Here is a 16,011-nt window from a genome sequence, read left to right on the forward strand (position 1 = left end):
GAAAGAACATTGGCCTACCTCACAAACGCGAAGCCCGAGTTCACGCCGAGTGACCCGGCTCAGATCCCCGCCGGATGCCTCACCGCCGCCAGTGCCGCTTCCGCCGCCTCGTCCACATCCGCCTCGCTGCCCGAGAGGGTAAGGCGACCGAAGGCACCGACGGCACGCACATCGATCAGGGTGATGTTGGCCGCCTTTTCCGCCTGATTGGCGGCGTAGACCACGTAACCCGCCGGTTCCGTTTCCAGAATGAACAGACTCTCCCCCGGCAGGATCATGGACCCCCGGCGGTTCTGTCGGTTGATCAAAACACTGTGATCCGGGGTGATGCCGCGGATGGTTTCCTGCCAGGCGACCCGGCAGGTCTCACGGTCTTCCTGGCGTGCCCCAAGGCGGGATAGCAGCACCCGGCCCGCCTCGCGCACGTCGCTCTGGTCCCGCTGGTGAATCACCATCGAGCCGTAGGCCCGCTCCACCACCTGCTGGGCCAAACGCACCCGCGTCGCCTTGAGGGCCATGTCGGTGAGCCGGTGCACCGCCATTCCCGGCGAGACCTCGATCCACAGACAGGCATCCCCCGGTACCGGCAGAAACCCCTGGGAGACCGTGGCCATGTAGGCCGCCAGCTGCGGCTGCAGGGAATCCATGAATACATAGGTTCTAAGCTTGATCATCAAAGGTGCCTGTCGATTCAAGAAGTCTTGTCTTCATCCCTGCTCTTGCCTTCCAGTTCATCCAACCGTGCCCGAACCTTGAGGAAACGTCGCATGTCCGTCTTGCTGATGGGCAGGACATCCCGGCGCAACAGTCGCACCAGGGCCGCCACCATCAGGATCATGATGATGCAGAACGGCACCGCCGCCACCAGCGAAGCCGTCTGCAGGGCCTCCAGGCCGCCAGCGAAGAGCAGCGCTCCGGCGATGGCCGAGATCAGCACCCCCCAGATGATCTTCACCACCAGCGGCGGTGTCAGGCTGCCCCGGGTGGTCATGCTGCCCAGGATGTAGGAAGCCGAGTCCGCCGAGGTAATCAGGAAGGTGGTGATGAGCAGCAAGGCCATCAGCGACAACAGGATGGAAAACGGCAGGATGTTGAACAACTCGAACAGGGCCACGGTCACGTCCCGGTTCACCGCCTCGGCAATCTGGGTGCCCGCGTTGAGATCGCTATAGAGCGCGGTGCCACCGAAGACGGCAAACCAGAAACAGGCGATCAGGGGCGGCACGATCATCACCCCGAAGATGAATTCCCGGATGGTCCGGCCCCGGGACACCCGTGCCACGAAGGCCCCGACGAAAGGTGACCAGGCAATCACCCAGGCCCAGTAGAACAGGGTCCAGTCCCTGACCCAGACCCCGCCTTCATAAGGTGTGAGACGCAGGCTGTAATTCACGAAATGGGTCAGATAATCCCCCATGCCCAGGGTGAAGGTCTCCAGAATGAACACCGTCGGCCCGGCGATGAAGACCACCAGCAGCATGAACAGCACCAGGGTCATGTTGACGATGCTCAGGTATTTGATGCCCTTACCCAGGCCGGTGATGGTGGACAGGATGTAGGCGCTGAAAATCCCCACGATGATGAGGACCTGCACCCAGCCCGTATTGGGGATACCGAACACCGCGCTCAGGCCACCGTTCATCTGCAGCACCCCCAGCCCCAGGGAAGTGGCCACCCCCATGACCGTGGCGATCACCGCCAGGGAGTCCACGCCGTCCTTGACCCAGGGCTGCTTGCCCAGCACCGGTTCCAGGGCGGTGGACACCAGACCGTTCTGCTTGCGACGAAACTGGAAATAGGCAATCACCAGGCCCACGATGCCGAAGATGGCCCACTGATTCACCCCCCAGTGGAAGAAGGAATACCCCATGGCGATTCGGGCCGCCTCGGTGATCTGCGCCTCGTTGCCGGAGAACGGAGAGGTATAGAAATGGCTCATGGGTTCGGCCACCCCCCAAAACACCAGACCGATGCCGAATCCGGCGGAAAACAGCATCCCGACCCAGGTGTAGAAGCGAAACTCGGGACGCTCATCCTCCCGGCCCAGGCGGATGTTGCCGTAGCGACTCAGGGCCAGGCCGACCAGAAAGATGACAAAGCAGAAAACGGAAATGAGGTAGAGCCAGCCGAAGTGCTCGGTGGTGAAGATATACAGTCGTCCGGCCACGCGACCAAAACGTTCCGGTATCAGGGCACCGGTCAGAGCCAGGATGGCGATCAGGGTGGCGGAGAGGGTGAAAACAGGGTTCTTGAGCAGATCCAGAAAACGCGGGTTTTCCATGCTTGTTTGGGTTCCAGGCGGCATCCGGGGCTGGATAGTTCATAAAACTATGTATGATCATCATGAACTTGTCGAGTCCGGCCATGGCACCCGGGCCTGAAACCACAGCGCCCGTTCCGTGGTCGACAACACTGTTCACCCATCACGATGGAGCATCATCCCATGGCCTTTGATACCGAGCATGAACCCGGCATGACGGCCGCGCCCGCGCCCCGGACCGAGGGGTTTCGTCTCAACCACTGCATGTTGCGCATCAAGGCGCCGGAACGGTCCCTGGACTTCTACAGCCGGGTATTCGGCATGCGTCTGCTGCGCAAGCTGGACTTCCCCGAACTGGAATTCTCCCTCTATTTCCTGGCCCGCCTGGACCCGGACGAAGTCGTTCCCGAAGACCGGGACGAACGCACCCGATGGACCTTCAGCCAGCGCGGCATCCTGGAACTGACCCACAACTGGGGTACCGAAGACCAGCCCGATTTCAGCTACCACGACGGCAATGAAGAACCCCGGGGATTCGGCCACATCTGTTTTGCCGTGCCGGACCTGGATGACGCCGTCCGCTGGCTGGACGAAAACCGGGTTCCCTTCGTCAAGCGGCCCGAGGAAGGGGCCCTCAAGGACGTGGCCTTCGTCACCGACCCGGACGGCTACTGGATCGAGATTCTGGAACCGGCCCGTCTGGGCAAGCTGGGCAACGGCGCATGAGCGAGACCTGGCCCGCCCGGGGCCCCTTCCTGCGGGACCGACCGCTGATCGTGGAAGCCAGCGGTCGTCCTTCCGCCATGGACAAGCAGGCGACCGATACCCCGACCTGGCTGGACCGGGACGGGTTCAAGGGGGATCGGGTGGTCAATGTACAGCATCACGGCGGCCCCGACCGGACCGTGTGTCACTACCCGGCCCAGCACTATGCCCTGTGGATCCGGCACTACCCTTTTCTGGAGGGTGAACTGGCGCCGGGCGCCTTTGGCGAGAATCTCAGCACCGAAGGCCTGTCGGAAAGGGAGGTCTGCATCGGTGACTGCTTTCGCTGGGGCGAGGCGGTGATCCAGGTGAGCCAACCCCGCTCCCCCTGCAGCACCCTGGAGGCCCGGCATGAAGCACCGAGACTGAGCCGGCGCATGTCCCACAGCGGCGCCATCGGCTGGCTCTACCGCACCCTGGAGCCGGGATGGGTGGCGCCGAATGCACCACTGGAACGCATCGAGCCCCATCCCGCCCGGGTGAGTGTTGCCCGGGTCTGGGCGGTCCACATGGACACCGAGGCCGACAATGCCGGCCTCCAGGCCCTGGCCGAGCTGGCGCCGCTGGCGAAGGTGTACCGGGACCGGTTCCGCCAGCGACTGGATTATCGGCGCCGGCAGGCGGACCAGGGTCGCCTGTTCCCCTGATCCGCCCTCTCGCCGGCGGGGATGCGCATCACCGCCGCATCCCCGCCAGCGAGATCTCCCCCGCCTCCTCCAGGGTCAGGAACCGGCTCAGTCCCCCCGTGTCCATCCGGGCCTTCAGGGTGTAACGGAAGGTATCCCGCTGGGTCTGGCCGAGCAGGTCATTGAACAACCGCAGCCCATTGATGAGATCGATCCCCGCCTGCACCTCGATGAGCTGCTCCCCGTAGGCGGGCACCGTCTTCAGGTCACTGGCCACGCCGGTAATCAGCCGCCGCCCCTCCAGCTCCACGTGGTAGCTCATGCCCCGCAGGGGCAGCGGCGTCGGATTGGGATTGACCACCCGCAGCCCGATGAGAAACCGGGGCGAGAGGGAATCGGAAGGCAGGGTCCGGAAGGAGTCCAGCAGCAGGGACGGAGTCTCGTAGCCGGGCCGCATGCCGGCACAGCCGGATACCAGCAAGGCGCCGGCGGAGAGAAGAAAAAGACGACGACGGGGCGAGAACGGATGTTTGCTCATGGGGCGGGCCTGTGCATCTGCACTTTGAGACGTGAGCGGGTAGAATAATCCACCCACTCCCATCGCCCAAATCCCGGAATTGCCATGGCCAACCCCTTTCAAGAACAGCTCCTCAAAGCGGGGCTGGTGGACGAGAAGCGTGTCAAGAAGGTGCGGCACGACGAGGCCCGCAAGCGCAAGGGCAAGGCCGGCCAACCGGCCGACACCCCCCCGGACCCGGCACTGAAGGCGGCGGAAGAGGCCCGTCGCCTTGAAGCGGAAAGGTCACGGGAACTGAATCGCCGGCAAAAGGAAGCGGCCGAGCGCCGCGCCCTGGAAGCCCAGGTGCGACAGCTGGTGGACACCCATCGGCAGTCCCGGGAAGGCGCGGAACTGCCCTACCACTTCCAGCACGGCACCACCGTCCGGCGCATCCTGGTGACCCGGGAACAGCGGGACCGACTGGGCAACGGCCGCCTGGGCATCGTCACCCTGGATGACGAACACTACGACATCGTACCCAGGGACGCGGCGGAAAAGATCCGCGAACGGGATGCCTCGCGGCTGGTGCTGCTCAACGAGCCGGCGCAAAAAACGCAGAAGGACGAGGATGACCCCTACGCCGGGTATGAGGTGCCGGACGACCTGATGTGGTAACGGGTCGCGGAGTGAAACACCTGCTATTCTCAGGGTCAAGGGCATTCATCCACCCCGCCGTGACAGCAGGTGTTCTGGGCCGTCCCGCGGGCATACCCTGGGGAGGGCGTCATGCGCAGTCTCATTACCCTGCTTGCCGTCACCGGCCTGGTTATCCTGCCGCCATGGCTCATGGCCGAAGACCTGGACCCGGGAGAAGGCAATGCCGCCTTCCGGCATCTGCCCCAGTACCAGTCCTACCTGGAGAACCGGGACGACACCCGGATGACCGAATTCGGCGGTTCCGTCCCCCATCGAAAACATGATGACTTCAATCCCCTGCCCAAGGGCTACAAGCACGCTCAGCCCTATCTGAAGAACCTCTGGCTGGGCTATCCGTTCATGTATCACTACGACCGCGCCCGCGGCCATACCTTTGCCCTGCGGGACGTCACCCATACCGACCGGGTCAACCGCTACGATGAACACGCCGGTCTGCCCGCCACCTGCTACAACTGCAAGACCAACGCCATGCCCCAGCTGCTGACCCGTTACGGTGACGACTTCTGGGCCATGAATTTCCACCGCTTCCGCACCGTCCTGGACCCGGACCGGCACACCATCGGCTGCACCAACTGCCACGACCCGTCGGATCACATGCGCCTGGTCATCACCAGCGTCCCGCTGACCGAAGCCCTCGAACGCCAGGGACGAGACTGGCGACAGGCTTCGCGGGACGAGATGCGCACCCTGGTCTGCGCCCAGTGTCACGTGGAGTACTACTTTGAAACCGGCGAACACGGGGTTGCCGCCAAGCCCCACCTGCCTTGGGATGAAGGCATGAATCCGGAAGACATCTACCGCTTCAAGTCCGCCGGAGACCCGGACCGGGACGGCTTCAGCGGTCAGTTCCGGGACTGGGTGCACGCGGTGTCGAAAACCCCCATGCTCAAGGCCCAGCATCCGGAATACGAAATGTTCCATGACAGCGTCCATGCCCAGGCCGGGGTCAGCTGCGCCGATTGCCACATGCCCCGGGTTCGGGTGGGACCGGCCACCATCACCTCCCATCACTGGACCTCGCCCCTCAAGAGCGAGGCGATGATCCGCAGCGCCTGCCTGGGCTGCCACGATCAGCTCACCCCGGCCCAACTCAGGGAACGCACCGAATACAATCAGGCCCGGGTATGGCGTCAGCTCAACATCGCCCAGGAAAAATCCGTGCGCGCCCATGAGGCCGTGCGTCAGGCCATGGAATGGCCCGGTGTGGACCAGGCCCTGCTGGCCCAGGCCAGGGAAAAGGTACGCAAGGGACAATGGTTCTGGGACTACGTCTCCGCCGAGAACAGCGCCGGTGCCCACAACCCGGTGAAGGCCCTGGATACGCTGGCCTCTTCCCAGCAGTACAGCGACGAGGCGGTGCAGCTGGCGATTCGGGCCACCGGCCATGCCATCGCCGAATCCATGGACCGCCCCATCGGTGAACTGGTCCCGCCCATCCGGGAACACAGCCGCAAGCTGCAGCAGGATCCGGCCCATCTGGAGAGCCACCCCTGGCTCGGCTATCTGCCCCTGCTGCCGGAGGCAGAGCTGATCTGGGACGGTAACCAGCGTCTGCGTTGAGACCGAGACCACCGGCGGGCCGATCGGCCCGCCCGAGCGGGGAGGACAGAATGATGAAGATGTTCCGGACCATGGCCGCGCTCCTCATCCTGTTGGCATTGCTGGCCTTGGGGGGCACCGCCGGGCACCACATGACCACCACCGATGCCTTCTGCAGCAGTTGTCATGCCTATGAGAAGGTCTCCTGGGATCAGGGGCAACACCCCGAGGTGGGTTGTCTGGACTGCCACACGGGAGGCTTCATGCGGGACAAGGTGCAAGGCGCGCGCAAGATGTTCCTGGTCTTCACCGGACAGCGGGATCCCCACCACGACCGGCTGCCCTCATACCCCGAAAAGACCCAGGCCAACTGCAAGGGCTGCCACCTGACGGAGACGGCGGCGGTCCACCAGCCCTTCTTCCTGGCCCGGCATGAGGGCTATATGGCGGCGACGGGCAGCTGCATGGCCTGCCATGAGTCGGGCCATGTGGCGGCGGTGAGGGAACAGCGCCATGGGCGACGGTAGGCGGGCCGGACGAGTCCTATACGCACTGCCCCGCCGCGTGGCCCGATGACCAGGCCCACTGAAAGTTGTAACCGCCCAGATGCCCCGTCACGTCCATCACCTCGCCGATGAAATACAACCCCGGCCGATCCCGGCAGGCCATGGTCTTCGACGACAGGGCCTCCGTGTCGACCCCGCCCACGGTCACCTCCGCGGTCCGGTAGCCCTCCGTGCCGGAGGGCCACACGGTCCAGCGCTTGCAGGCGGCCTCCACCGCCTCGATATCCCCGGTGGTGAGTTGCTCCAGCGGCTTGTCCTCCACCCAGCACTCGCACCAGCGCTGGGCCACCCGCCGGGTCAGATGCTGCCCCAGCCAGGTCTTGAGGGCCATTTTGGGCCGCTCCCGACGCAGACGTTGGAGATGGGCGGCCAGATCCAGCTCCGGCAACAGGTCGATCTCCACCGGCAGACCCGGTTCCCAGTAGGAAGAAGCTTGCAGCACGGCGGGACCACTGAGTCCGCGGTGGGTGAACAGGAGGTTTTCCTTGAAGCCGTGGCCCGCCACGGTCACCCGTGCCTCCAGGGCGATGCCGGAGAGATCGCGCACCCGTTCCAGGGTGCGTCCGGACAGGGTCAGGGGCACCAGGGCGGGCCGGGGCGGATGCACCGTCATGCCCAGAGAGCGCGCCAGCGCCATGCCGAAGTCGGTGGCCCCGAGGGTGGGGATGGAACATCCGCCGGTGGCGATCACCAGGGACTCGCAGCTCACCGGCCCCTGGGGGCAGAACAATTGATGGGGTTCGCCGATCCGCAGGTCGCTGACCGGACTGCGGGTCTCGATACGCACACCGCCGGCCCGGCATTCATCCAACAGCATGCGGAGAATATCCTTGGCGGAATGGTCGCAAAACAGCTGGCCGTGGCTGCGCTCGTGATAGGCGATGCCGTGACGCTCCACCAGGGCAATGAAGTCGGCCGGGGTATAGCGGCTCAGGGCGGATTTGACGAAATGGGGGTTACGGCACAGATAGTTATCCGGTCCCACATGACGATTGGTGAAATTGCAGCGCCCGCCGCCGGACATGAGGATCTTCTTGCCCACCTTGTTGGCATGGTCCAGCACCAGCACTCGCCGGCCGCGGGCGCCGGCGACGGCGGCGCACATGAGCCCGGAGGCACCGGCGCCGATAATGACCACATCGAAGTGGCGAGCCATAGGGGAATGATTCATGGGGGCGATTCTAGATCAGACAGGCGGAAAAATGATAAGCCCCCCTCCCCCAGGTGTCATTCCCGTGCAGGCGGGAATCCCGGTCGAATATGTGGGCAAGCAGGACCGGCACCGCGGTCATTCCCGCGAAAGCGGGAATCCAGGAGCGAACCCAAAAGCCCCTGGGCTCCCGCTTTCGCGGGAGTGACAAAGGGGCATTAGAGCGACCAAAGGAGAACAACGTGGAACTTATAATATGGAATAAGTCCAATTATCATAAAGCCAAACCACCCAAAAGGATTGCCCCATGTTCCGCGCCAGCCTGCTCACCCTACTCGTACTTCTGATCGCCTGGACCGCCCCCGTCGGGGCACGGGAGGGCCGGGTGGTGGCCACCTTTTCCATACTGGGCGACCTGGTCAGGGAAGTCGCCGGTGAAGACATCACCGTTGACGTGCTGACCCCGGTGGGCGCCGAGGTCCACGACTGGGAACTCACGCCACGCAACTTCATGAGCCTGGAACGGGCGGATATCGTCTTCTACAACGGTTTGGATCTGGAACAGTGGATGCCTCAGGTGAAAGGCACCGTGCGCAACCAGACTCCCGTGATCGCTGTCGCCGAAGCCTCCGGATTCGAGACCCGGCCCATCATCACCGGTGAATTCGCGGGCGTGCCCGATCCCCACCTGTGGATGGACCCGCGGGCGGCAGCCGCCTACGGCCATGCCATCGCCGCCGCCCTGGCCGGAGAGTGGCCGGAGCGGGCGCGGGATTTCCAGCAACGGGCCAACCGGCTGGAACAACGCCTGTTGGCCCTGCATGAAGAACTCGAACAGACCCTGGCCGACATCCCCGATGATCAGCGCCTGCTGATCACCAGCGAGGCCGCCTTCGTCTACTTTGCCGCCGCCTATGGTTTCGAGCATGACGGGGTCTGGGGGACCAATGCGGAAACCGAGGGCTCCCCCAGACAAATCATGCGCATCGTGGATCGGGTCCGCGAAAGCCGGCCCCGGACCCTGTTCTGGGAAAGCACGATTTCGGACCGGCATGTGCGTAGCGTGGCCGCCGACACCGGCGTGGCCGTGGCCGGACCGCTCTATGTGGACTCCCTGGGAGAACCCGGTAGCGGTGCCGAAGATTATGCCGCCATGATGCGCCATAATGCCGCCTTGCTGCGCCGGCATCTGGGCACACCATGAGGAAACCCGACGTGGTCCTGAGACTGACACCCAAACCCATGGCCGTCGAGGTGAAGCGCCTGAGCGCCGCCTATGACGGCCAGCCCGTGCTGGAGGATGTGGACATCGCCCTGCCCGCGGGCAAGTGGACCGCCATCATCGGCCCCAATGGTGCCGGCAAGTCCACCCTGTTCCGCATCCTGCTGGGGGTGATGAAACCGCTGCGCGGGGAGGTCACGGTGCATGGAGAGGACCCGGCCCGGCAGCGCCGCCTGGGGCATATCGCCTACATGGCCCAGCAGGAAGCGGTGGAATGGGACTTCCCCATCTCCGTGCAGGACACGGTGCTGACGGGACGTTTCGGCCACATGCGCACAGATCCCTGGTGGCGCCGGCTGCTGCCGCCCCGCTGGGCCGAGTCCCGTCACTGGGACGTGGTGCACCGGTGCCTTGAGGCGGTGAACATGCGGGATTTCGCCAGCCGCCCCATCGGCGCCCTCTCCGGGGGACAGAAAAAGCGCGTGCTGCTGGCCCGGGCCCTGGCCCAGGAAGCCCGGCTGCTGCTGCTGGATGAGCCCCTGGCCGGGGTGGATGCCGCCAGTGAACGGCTGATCCTGGACCTGCTGGCCCGGCAGCGGGCCGCCGGCCGCACGGTGGTGATGGTCACCCATGACATGGACAGTGCCAGACGCTATGCCGATCAGGTACTGCTGATCAATCGCACCATCGTGGGCATGGGTGCGCCCGACAACATGCTGGTGGACGAGATGCTGGCACGCACGGCGGTGGCCGGATGGCGCCCGGTGGCCCGGCGCGACCCACCCCTGGAGGCCTTTCCATGATGGAGATCCTGGAAACCCTGGGCATCGGGCTGATCGACGCCCTGCTGTGGGTACTGATGCTGGGGGTGGGCCTGCTACCCGATGCCCTGGCGGAACCCTTCAGTTACAGCTTCATGCAGCGGGCCCTGCTCACCGCCATCCTGGTGGGCGCCATCTGCGGCCTGCTGTCCTGCTTTGTGGTGCTCAAGCGCTGGTCGCTGCTGGGAGATGCCATCTCCCATGCGGTCCTGCCCGGCGTGGCCATTGCCTATCTGCTGGGCTGGCCCTTTTTCATCGGCGCCTTCATCGCCGGCGCCCTCACCTCGGTGGGCATCGGCGCCCTGGAGAGACACACCCGGCTCAAGGCGGATGCCGCCATGGGGCTCATGTTCACGGCGGCCTTTGCCCTGGGCGTGGTCATCATCGGCAAGATCGCCACCAACACCCACCTCATGCACATCCTGTTCGGCAACGTGTTGGGCGTCCAGTACCCGGCCCTGCTGCTGACCCTGTTCGCGGGACTACTGGCATTGCTGGCGGTATGGGCCTTCTACCGGCCGCTGCTGCTGTACACCTTCGACCCCATGCAGGCCCAGGCCCTGGGCTTCAACACCGGGCTGATCCATTACGGGTTGATCCTGCTGCTGACCCTGACCATCGTCGCCAGCCTGGAAACCGTGGGGATCATCCTGGTGGTGGCCATGCTCATCACGCCGGGGGCCACCGCCCACCTGCTGACGGAACGGCTGACCACCATGATGATGCTGTCGGTGGCCGTCGGCGTGACCGCATCGGTGGTGGGACTTTACCTGTCCTTCCGGCTGGACGTGGCATCGGGGGGCGCCATCGTGCTGGTGGCGGCGGCGCTGTTCCTGATCACCCTGCTGCTGGCACCCCGCCATGGACTGTTGGCGCGGTGGTGGCGTGCCCGACGTCTGCGGGCACCCTCCCCGGCCGCCGGCTAGGCCTGCCGCAGCACCAGGGTGACCCGCTCCACGTCCTCCTGGGTGTCCACCCCCGCCGGCGGGGTTTCCAGGGCCACGTCCACATGGATCCTGGCGCCATGATAGAGGGCCCGCAACTGCTCCAGGCTCTCAAGCCGTTCCAGGGCACAGCTCTCCATGCAGGTGAAGCGCTTCAGATACCCCACCCGGTAGGCGTAGAGGCCGATGTGGCGCTTGCAGACCTGCAGGGCCGGTGACACTTCCATATCCAGGGCATCCCGTTCCCAGGGAATCGGGGCACGGCTGAAATAGAGGGCGAAATCCCGGGCATCCCGCACCACCTTGACGGTGTGAGGATCATACAGTTGGGCAGCCCGGGTGATGGGGGTGCACAAGGTGGCGATCATGGCTTCCGGACGGGCGGCCAGATTCTCCGCCACCTGGCGCACGATGCAGGGCGGAGTCAGGGGCTCGTCCCCCTGCAGGTTCACCACGATGGCATCGTCCGGCCAGTCCATTCGCGCCGCCACCTCCGCGATTCGGTCGCTGCCGGAAGCGTGATGCACCGAGGTCAGGCAGACCCGGGCGCCGAAGGCCCGGGCGGCCGCCTCGATCCTGGCATCGTCCGTGGCCAGGACCACGTCCTCGGCTCCGCTGGCCTGGGCCCGCTCCCAGACATGTTGCACCATGGGCTTGCCCGCCAGGTCCACCAGGGGCTTGCCGGGCAGGCGCGTGGAACCGTAACGGGCCGGGATGACCACCTTGAAGGACATTCAGTACCTCTCCGTGACTGCAACCATGGATGATCCCCGACGGATCACTTGTCCTTCCACTTCTCCAGTTCCTCTTCCGTCAGCCGGCGGGCCTCGTCTTCCAGCATCACCGGAATGTCGTCACGGATGGGATAGGCCAGCCGGGCGCCGCGGGAGACGAGTTCGCTCCGTTCCTTGTCATGGATCAGGGGACCCTTGGTGACCGGGCAGACCAGAATATCGAGCAAGCGTTTGTCCATCGTTCCATTACCTCAAGCTGTGAAGGCGGTCCAGGGCCTGGACCGCGCGCAGTATTGCCGATGCCAGGGCCGGCTCGGGCACGGCGCTGACGGGTACGAACCAGTGTTCGGGGCCGGCCATGCCCCGGCATTTTACGGCATCCTTCTCGGTCATCAGTACCGGAAGACCGTCGTCAAAGCGTATCTCATCCACCGTGTAGGGATGATGATCCGGAAAAGCATGGGGGATCACTTCCAGACCGGCCGCCGTGAGCATGTCGAAGAAACGGGGCGGGTGCCCGATCCCCGCCAGGGCATGGACCCGCCGGCCGCACAGCGCCGCCAGGGCCATGACCTGTTCCGGCCGTTGCACCGACAGGGCCAGGGTGCCGGTGAGCTGCATGGCTCGCTCCCCGGGTCGGGGCGGACCGTTGACCACCACGAAGTCCACCTCGTCCAGTCGTCCCGGCGGCTCGCGCAACGGACCCGCCGGCAGGCACAGACCATTGCCGAAGCGTCTTTGGCCATCCACCATGACGATCTCCAGATCCCGCCGCAGGGCATGGTGCTGCAGGCCGTCGTCGGCGACGATGATGTCGCAGTCATGGGCCGCCAGCAGCGCCCGCGCCGCCCGATTGCGATCCGGGTCCACGTAGACCGGACAACCACCGCGGATGGCGATCAGCACCGGCTCGTCTCCCACCTGAGCCGGATCGCTCTCCGGCGTCACCGACTGGGGCCAGTGCCGGGCCTGCCCCCCGTACCCCCGGCTGACCACTCCGGGCCGGTAGCCGTGGTCCTTGAGCAGGCCACAGAGCCAGACCACCATGGGGGTCTTGCCGGTCCCCCCCACGGTCAGGTTGCCCACCACGATCACCGCCCGCACCGGCAGCCGGGGACGATAGCGGTTGCGGTGACGATGCCGGGCCCGGTTGAGCAGGACCACGGCGGTATACAGCAGCGACAGCGGATAGAGGGCCAGGGCGACCGGGTTGCGGTCGTTCCAGTAATGATCCAGGGATTTCACCGGCCCCATGTCTCCTGCCCCACACCCTTACAACCCATCGTCACTGAACTGCAGACGGTGCAGGTGGGCATACATGCCGTCCCGGGCCAGCAGGTCCCGATGGGTGCCGGACTCCAGGATGCGGCCATCCTGCATCACCACAATGCGATCGGCCTTTTCCACCGTGGACAGACGGTGGGCGATGACCAGGGTGGTACGATTTTGCAGCAGGTGATCCAACGCCTTCTGGATGTGCCGTTCAGCCTCCGTGTCCAGGGCCGAGGTGGCCTCGTCCAGGATCAGGATGGGGGCATCCTTGAGCAGGGCCCGGGCGATGGCCAGGCGCTGACGCTGACCACCGGAGAGCAGGACCCCGTTATCCCCCACCAGGGTGTTGAGTCCTTCGGGCAGACGACGGATGAACTCCATGGCCTGGGCCGCCTCCGCCGCTTCCAGGATGCGGCGTTCATCGGAGGGGTCCACCTGGCTGCCGTAGGCGATGTTGTTGGCGATGGTGTCGTTGAACAGGGTCACGTGCTGCCCCACATAGGCGATCTGGCGACGCAGATCCGCCAGGCGGTACTGGCGAATGTCCACCCCGTCCAGCAGCACCTCGCCCCGCTGGGGTTCATAGAAGCGGGGCAGCAGGTTGACCAACGTGGTCTTGCCGCTGCCGGAACGGCCCACCAGGGCCACGGTTTCTCCCGGGGCCACGTCAAGGTCGATCTGCCGCAGCACATCCCCCTTGGCGGCATCGTAGCTGAAGCTCACGCCCCGCAGCCGGATCTCGCCCCTGGCCCGATCCAGGGACAGGGTGCCCTGGTCCCGCTCCAGGGGCTCATCCAGCAGACCGAAGATGTTCTGTCCGGCGGCGATGCCCTTCTGCAGCATGGCGTTGACGTTCACCAGACGGCGAATGGGTGTCAGCAGGAGCAGCATGGCGGTGATGAAGGACACGAAGGTCCCCACCGACACATCCTGGAGCAGGGATTCGTGGGTGGCGATCCACACGATCAGGGCCAGGGCGATGGCGACGAAGAACTGGATGATGGGCAGATTGCTGGCCTGGGTGGCCACCATCTTCATGTGCAGGCGACGGTTGCGTTCGTTGATCTCGTCGAAGCGGGACTGTTCGTAGTCCTCGCCGCCGAAGATCTTGACCACCCGGTTGCCGTCCATCACCTCGCCGGCCACGTGGGTCACATCCCCCATGGAGGCCTGGATGCGACGGCTGATCTTGCGGAACCGGCGGGTCACCCGGTCCACCGCAAAGGCCACCGCCGGGGCCACGATGAGTACCGCCAGGGTGAGCTTCCAGTTCAGGTACAGCATCCAACCGAGCAGACCCAGGACCGTGACCGTATCCCGGATCAGGATGGTGATGCTGTCGGTGGAGGCCGCCGCCACCTGCTCCACATTGTAGGTCAGACGGGAGATGAGCTGACCGCCGGCATTGCGGTCGAAATAGGACACGGGCATCTGCAACAGATGCCGGAACATGCGCCCGCGCAGTTCCTTCACCACCTGCCGCCCCACCCACTTCATGGTGTAGTTGGACAGGAATTCCGCCACGCCGCGGATGAAGAAGATGCCGATGATGGCCAGAGGAATCCAGCGGATGGCATCCGGGTCCCGGTCCACGAAACTGCCGTCCATCAGGGGCCGCATGAGGGCGGCAAAGCCGGTCTCGGTGGCGGCGGTGATGAGCATGGCCACCAGGGCCATCAGCAGGTAGGGCCAGTATTTCAGGGAATGGGACAGCAGCCGGCGATAGACCTCCACGCCGGGGATCTGATACTGGGTCTGTCCGGGAAGTGATGAAGGACGGCTCATTCCGGCTCACCGCCCAAGGTGGCGATGGACAGGCGGGACACACCGAGGCGCCCGGCCACGTCCATGGCGGTGACCACGGACTGGTGCGGGGTGCGGGCATCGGCCCGGATCACCAGGGGAATGTCCTCCCGACCGCCGAGGAACTCCGTCAGTGCCGCCCGCAGGGTCTCGGGGCGGGTATTGATCAGCTCGGCGCCGTCGAGGAAATAGCGTCCCTGGGCATCGATCACCAGATCCAGGGCACGGGGCGGACTCTCCTGCTCCAGGGAGTCGGCCCGGGGTAGTTCCAGCTGCAGCACGGAATGACGGTCAAAGGTGGTGGACACCATGAAGAAAATCAGCAGCAGGAACACCACGTCGATCAAGGGCGTAAGGTTGACCCCGATCTCCTCGGTCTGTCGACGACGGAAATTCAAGACGGCTTCACCCCGGGGGCGGCCACCCGTTCACCCTTGAGCACTTCCACCAGCTTGATGGCCTCTTGCTCCATGTCCAGCACCAGCTCGTCCACCCGACCGCGAAAATAGCGGTGAAAGATCATGGCGGGAATGGCCACGGAGATCCCCGCCGCCGTGGTGATCAGGGCCTGGGAGATGCCGGCGGCCAGCTCGCCGGGGCTGCCCACGCCCACTGCCGTGATGACGGAAAACACCTGTATCATGCCAACGACGGTACCCAGCAGTCCCAGCAGGGGGGTGATGGCGGCAATGGTGCCCAGGGTATTGAGAAAGCGTTCCAGCTCATGAGCCACGCGACGGCCGGTTTCCTCGATGGTTTCCTTCATGACCTCCCGGGAACTGCGCCGATTCACCAGCCCGGTGGCCAGGATTCGCCCCAGGGGAGAACCTTCCCGCAGGGCGCGAATGCGGGCTTCGTCCAGTTCACCGGCCTGAATCCATTGCCAGATCTGCACCACCAGCTGGGGTGGGACGACCCGACGGCGGCGCAAGGTCCAGAAGCGTTCGATCACGATGGCGAGCGCAATCACCGAACATGCGATGATGGGCAGCATCAGCCAGCCACCGGCCTTGACCAGTTCAAACACGTCTTGCGTCACTCCGGGTTGATTCGACTGGAGGGCATGATACTTGAAACAGGGGCTTGAAGGAAA

18 protein-coding genes are annotated in these 16,011 nt (G+C 64.9%); 8 read left to right on the forward strand and 10 right to left on the reverse strand.

The genetic code is table 11. The features are described 5' to 3' along the window. Positions 1-59: 59 nt before the first annotated feature. A complete protein-coding gene (locus ACLF6L_RS10715; protein WP_238615984.1) occupies positions 60-674 on the reverse strand; it encodes a BMC domain-containing protein in 615 nt (204 codons plus the stop codon). 17 nt (positions 675-691) lie between these two features. Next, a complete protein-coding gene (locus ACLF6L_RS10720) occupies positions 692-2,281 on the reverse strand; it encodes a BCCT family transporter (RefSeq protein ID WP_412851658.1) in 1,590 nt (529 codons plus the stop codon). 162 nt (positions 2,282-2,443) lie between these two features. On the opposite strand from ACLF6L_RS10720, the gene gloA reads away from it, so the two are divergent. Continuing rightward, positions 2,444-2,986, forward strand: a complete 543-nt coding sequence (gloA, locus tag ACLF6L_RS10725; RefSeq protein ID WP_412851659.1) for a lactoylglutathione lyase — start codon at positions 2,444-2,446, stop codon at positions 2,984-2,986. Further along, on the forward strand, positions 2,983-3,672 hold the full coding sequence (locus ACLF6L_RS10730; protein ID WP_238615982.1) for an MOSC domain-containing protein: 690 nt from the start codon (positions 2,983-2,985) through the stop codon (positions 3,670-3,672). The genes gloA and ACLF6L_RS10730 overlap by 4 nt, the downstream gene beginning before the upstream one ends. A gap of 28 nt (positions 3,673-3,700) precedes the next feature. Here the strand turns inward: ACLF6L_RS10730 and ACLF6L_RS10735 are convergent, their stop codons facing one another. After that, a complete protein-coding gene (locus ACLF6L_RS10735) occupies positions 3,701-4,189 on the reverse strand; it encodes an LEA type 2 family protein (RefSeq protein ID WP_412851660.1) in 489 nt (162 codons plus the stop codon). A gap of 84 nt (positions 4,190-4,273) precedes the next feature. Here ACLF6L_RS10735 and ACLF6L_RS10740 point away from each other — a divergent pair, with 84 nt between their 5' ends. The 3 genes from ACLF6L_RS10740 (at position 4,274) to ACLF6L_RS10750 (ending at position 6,933) form a co-directional block, all read left to right on the forward strand. Then, positions 4,274-4,825, forward strand: a complete 552-nt coding sequence (locus tag ACLF6L_RS10740; protein WP_238615978.1) for a DUF2058 domain-containing protein — start codon at positions 4,274-4,276, stop codon at positions 4,823-4,825. A gap of 111 nt (positions 4,826-4,936) precedes the next feature. Beyond that, complete coding sequence (locus ACLF6L_RS10745) at positions 4,937-6,427, forward strand: ammonia-forming cytochrome c nitrite reductase subunit c552 (RefSeq protein ID WP_238615976.1); 1,491 nt, start codon at positions 4,937-4,939, stop codon at positions 6,425-6,427. A 50-nt stretch (positions 6,428-6,477) separates the two neighbouring features. Continuing rightward, positions 6,478-6,933 (forward strand): NapC/NirT family cytochrome c, encoded by a 456-nt coding sequence (locus ACLF6L_RS10750; RefSeq protein WP_238615974.1) that lies wholly within the window; start codon positions 6,478-6,480, stop codon positions 6,931-6,933. A 16-nt stretch (positions 6,934-6,949) separates the two neighbouring features. Here the strand turns inward: ACLF6L_RS10750 and ACLF6L_RS10755 are convergent, their stop codons facing one another. Beyond that, entirely contained in the window at positions 6,950-8,143 is a 1,194-nt protein-coding gene (locus ACLF6L_RS10755; RefSeq protein WP_412851661.1) for an NAD(P)/FAD-dependent oxidoreductase, read from the reverse strand. A gap of 286 nt (positions 8,144-8,429) precedes the next feature. Here ACLF6L_RS10755 and ACLF6L_RS10760 point away from each other — a divergent pair, with 286 nt between their 5' ends. From ACLF6L_RS10760 to ACLF6L_RS10770, 3 genes are read left to right on the forward strand one after another with little or no spacing between them, the layout of a single operon-like run. Further along, positions 8,430-9,326, forward strand: coding sequence for a metal ABC transporter solute-binding protein, Zn/Mn family (locus ACLF6L_RS10760; protein WP_412851662.1), 897 nt, complete (start codon positions 8,430-8,432; stop codon positions 9,324-9,326). 11 nt (positions 9,327-9,337) lie between these two features. After that, positions 9,338-10,147: a metal ABC transporter ATP-binding protein gene (locus ACLF6L_RS10765; protein WP_008932724.1), complete on the forward strand. Its 810-nt coding sequence runs from the start codon at positions 9,338-9,340 to the stop codon at positions 10,145-10,147. Continuing rightward, entirely contained in the window at positions 10,144-11,091 is a 948-nt protein-coding gene (locus ACLF6L_RS10770) for a metal ABC transporter permease (protein ID WP_238615969.1), read from the forward strand. The genes ACLF6L_RS10765 and ACLF6L_RS10770 overlap by 4 nt, the downstream gene beginning before the upstream one ends. On the opposite strand, the gene kdsB is transcribed toward ACLF6L_RS10770, so the two are convergent. Genes kdsB through ACLF6L_RS10800 form a run of 6 tightly spaced genes read right to left on the reverse strand, consistent with a single transcriptional unit; the run spans position 11,088 to position 15,945 of the window. Next, the gene (gene kdsB, locus ACLF6L_RS10775) at positions 11,088-11,843 is read right to left on the reverse strand and encodes a 3-deoxy-manno-octulosonate cytidylyltransferase (RefSeq protein ID WP_008932722.1); all 756 of its coding nucleotides are present in this window, start codon (positions 11,841-11,843) and stop codon (positions 11,088-11,090) included. The two genes, ACLF6L_RS10770 and kdsB, sit on opposite strands and share 4 nt — an antisense overlap. Before the next feature lie 44 nt (positions 11,844-11,887). Continuing rightward, positions 11,888-12,082: a Trm112 family protein gene (locus ACLF6L_RS10780; RefSeq protein WP_238615968.1), complete on the reverse strand. Its 195-nt coding sequence runs from the start codon at positions 12,080-12,082 to the stop codon at positions 11,888-11,890. Between the two features lie 7 nt (positions 12,083-12,089). Beyond that, on the reverse strand, positions 12,090-13,097 hold the full coding sequence (gene lpxK / locus ACLF6L_RS10785; protein WP_412851663.1) for a tetraacyldisaccharide 4'-kinase: 1,008 nt from the start codon (positions 13,095-13,097) through the stop codon (positions 12,090-12,092). An 18-nt stretch (positions 13,098-13,115) separates the two neighbouring features. Further along, entirely contained in the window at positions 13,116-14,900 is a 1,785-nt protein-coding gene (gene msbA, locus ACLF6L_RS10790; protein WP_412851664.1) for a lipid A export permease/ATP-binding protein MsbA, read from the reverse strand. After that, positions 14,897-15,316 carry an ExbD/TolR family protein gene (locus tag ACLF6L_RS10795; protein ID WP_238615965.1) on the reverse strand — a complete coding sequence of 140 codons (420 nt, stop codon included), beginning with the start codon at positions 15,314-15,316 and terminating at the stop codon, positions 14,897-14,899. The genes msbA and ACLF6L_RS10795 overlap by 4 nt, the downstream gene beginning before the upstream one ends. After that, entirely contained in the window at positions 15,313-15,945 is a 633-nt protein-coding gene (locus tag ACLF6L_RS10800; protein WP_238615964.1) for a MotA/TolQ/ExbB proton channel family protein, read from the reverse strand. Before ACLF6L_RS10800 ends, ACLF6L_RS10795 begins: the two co-directional genes overlap by 4 nt. Between the last annotated feature and the right edge of the window lie 66 nt (positions 15,946-16,011).

This window comes from Ectothiorhodospira shaposhnikovii, assembly GCF_047222355.1.
Classification (GTDB): Bacteria; Pseudomonadota; Gammaproteobacteria; order Ectothiorhodospirales; family Ectothiorhodospiraceae; genus Ectothiorhodospira.

What these genes read in the sequence shown, in the direction of transcription:
- gloA (WP_412851659.1), top strand. Translation starts at nt 2,444, where the DNA reads ATGGCCTTTGATACCGAGCATGAACCCGGCATGACGGCCGCGCCCGCG.
- lpxK (WP_412851663.1), bottom strand. Translation starts at nt 13,097, where the DNA reads ATGGGGCCGGTGAAATCCCTGGATCATTACTGGAACGACCGCAACCCG.
- kdsB (WP_008932722.1), bottom strand. Translation starts at nt 11,843, where the DNA reads ATGTCCTTCAAGGTGGTCATCCCGGCCCGTTACGGTTCCACGCGCCTG.
- ACLF6L_RS10735 (WP_412851660.1), bottom strand. Translation starts at nt 4,189, where the DNA reads ATGAGCAAACATCCGTTCTCGCCCCGTCGTCGTCTTTTTCTTCTCTCC.
- ACLF6L_RS10745 (WP_238615976.1), top strand. Translation starts at nt 4,937, where the DNA reads ATGCGCAGTCTCATTACCCTGCTTGCCGTCACCGGCCTGGTTATCCTG.
- ACLF6L_RS10760 (WP_412851662.1), top strand. Translation starts at nt 8,430, where the DNA reads ATGTTCCGCGCCAGCCTGCTCACCCTACTCGTACTTCTGATCGCCTGG.
- ACLF6L_RS10720 (WP_412851658.1), bottom strand. Translation starts at nt 2,281, where the DNA reads ATGGAAAACCCGCGTTTTCTGGATCTGCTCAAGAACCCTGTTTTCACC.
- ACLF6L_RS10755 (WP_412851661.1), bottom strand. Translation starts at nt 8,143, where the DNA reads ATGAATCATTCCCCTATGGCTCGCCACTTCGATGTGGTCATTATCGGC.
- ACLF6L_RS10750 (WP_238615974.1), top strand. Translation starts at nt 6,478, where the DNA reads ATGATGAAGATGTTCCGGACCATGGCCGCGCTCCTCATCCTGTTGGCA.
- msbA (WP_412851664.1), bottom strand. Translation starts at nt 14,900, where the DNA reads ATGAGCCGTCCTTCATCACTTCCCGGACAGACCCAGTATCAGATCCCC.
- ACLF6L_RS10730 (WP_238615982.1), top strand. Translation starts at nt 2,983, where the DNA reads ATGAGCGAGACCTGGCCCGCCCGGGGCCCCTTCCTGCGGGACCGACCG.
- ACLF6L_RS10740 (WP_238615978.1), top strand. Translation starts at nt 4,274, where the DNA reads ATGGCCAACCCCTTTCAAGAACAGCTCCTCAAAGCGGGGCTGGTGGAC.
- ACLF6L_RS10770 (WP_238615969.1), top strand. Translation starts at nt 10,144, where the DNA reads ATGATGGAGATCCTGGAAACCCTGGGCATCGGGCTGATCGACGCCCTG.
- ACLF6L_RS10715 (WP_238615984.1), bottom strand. Translation starts at nt 674, where the DNA reads ATGATCAAGCTTAGAACCTATGTATTCATGGATTCCCTGCAGCCGCAG.
- ACLF6L_RS10780 (WP_238615968.1), bottom strand. Translation starts at nt 12,082, where the DNA reads ATGGACAAACGCTTGCTCGATATTCTGGTCTGCCCGGTCACCAAGGGT.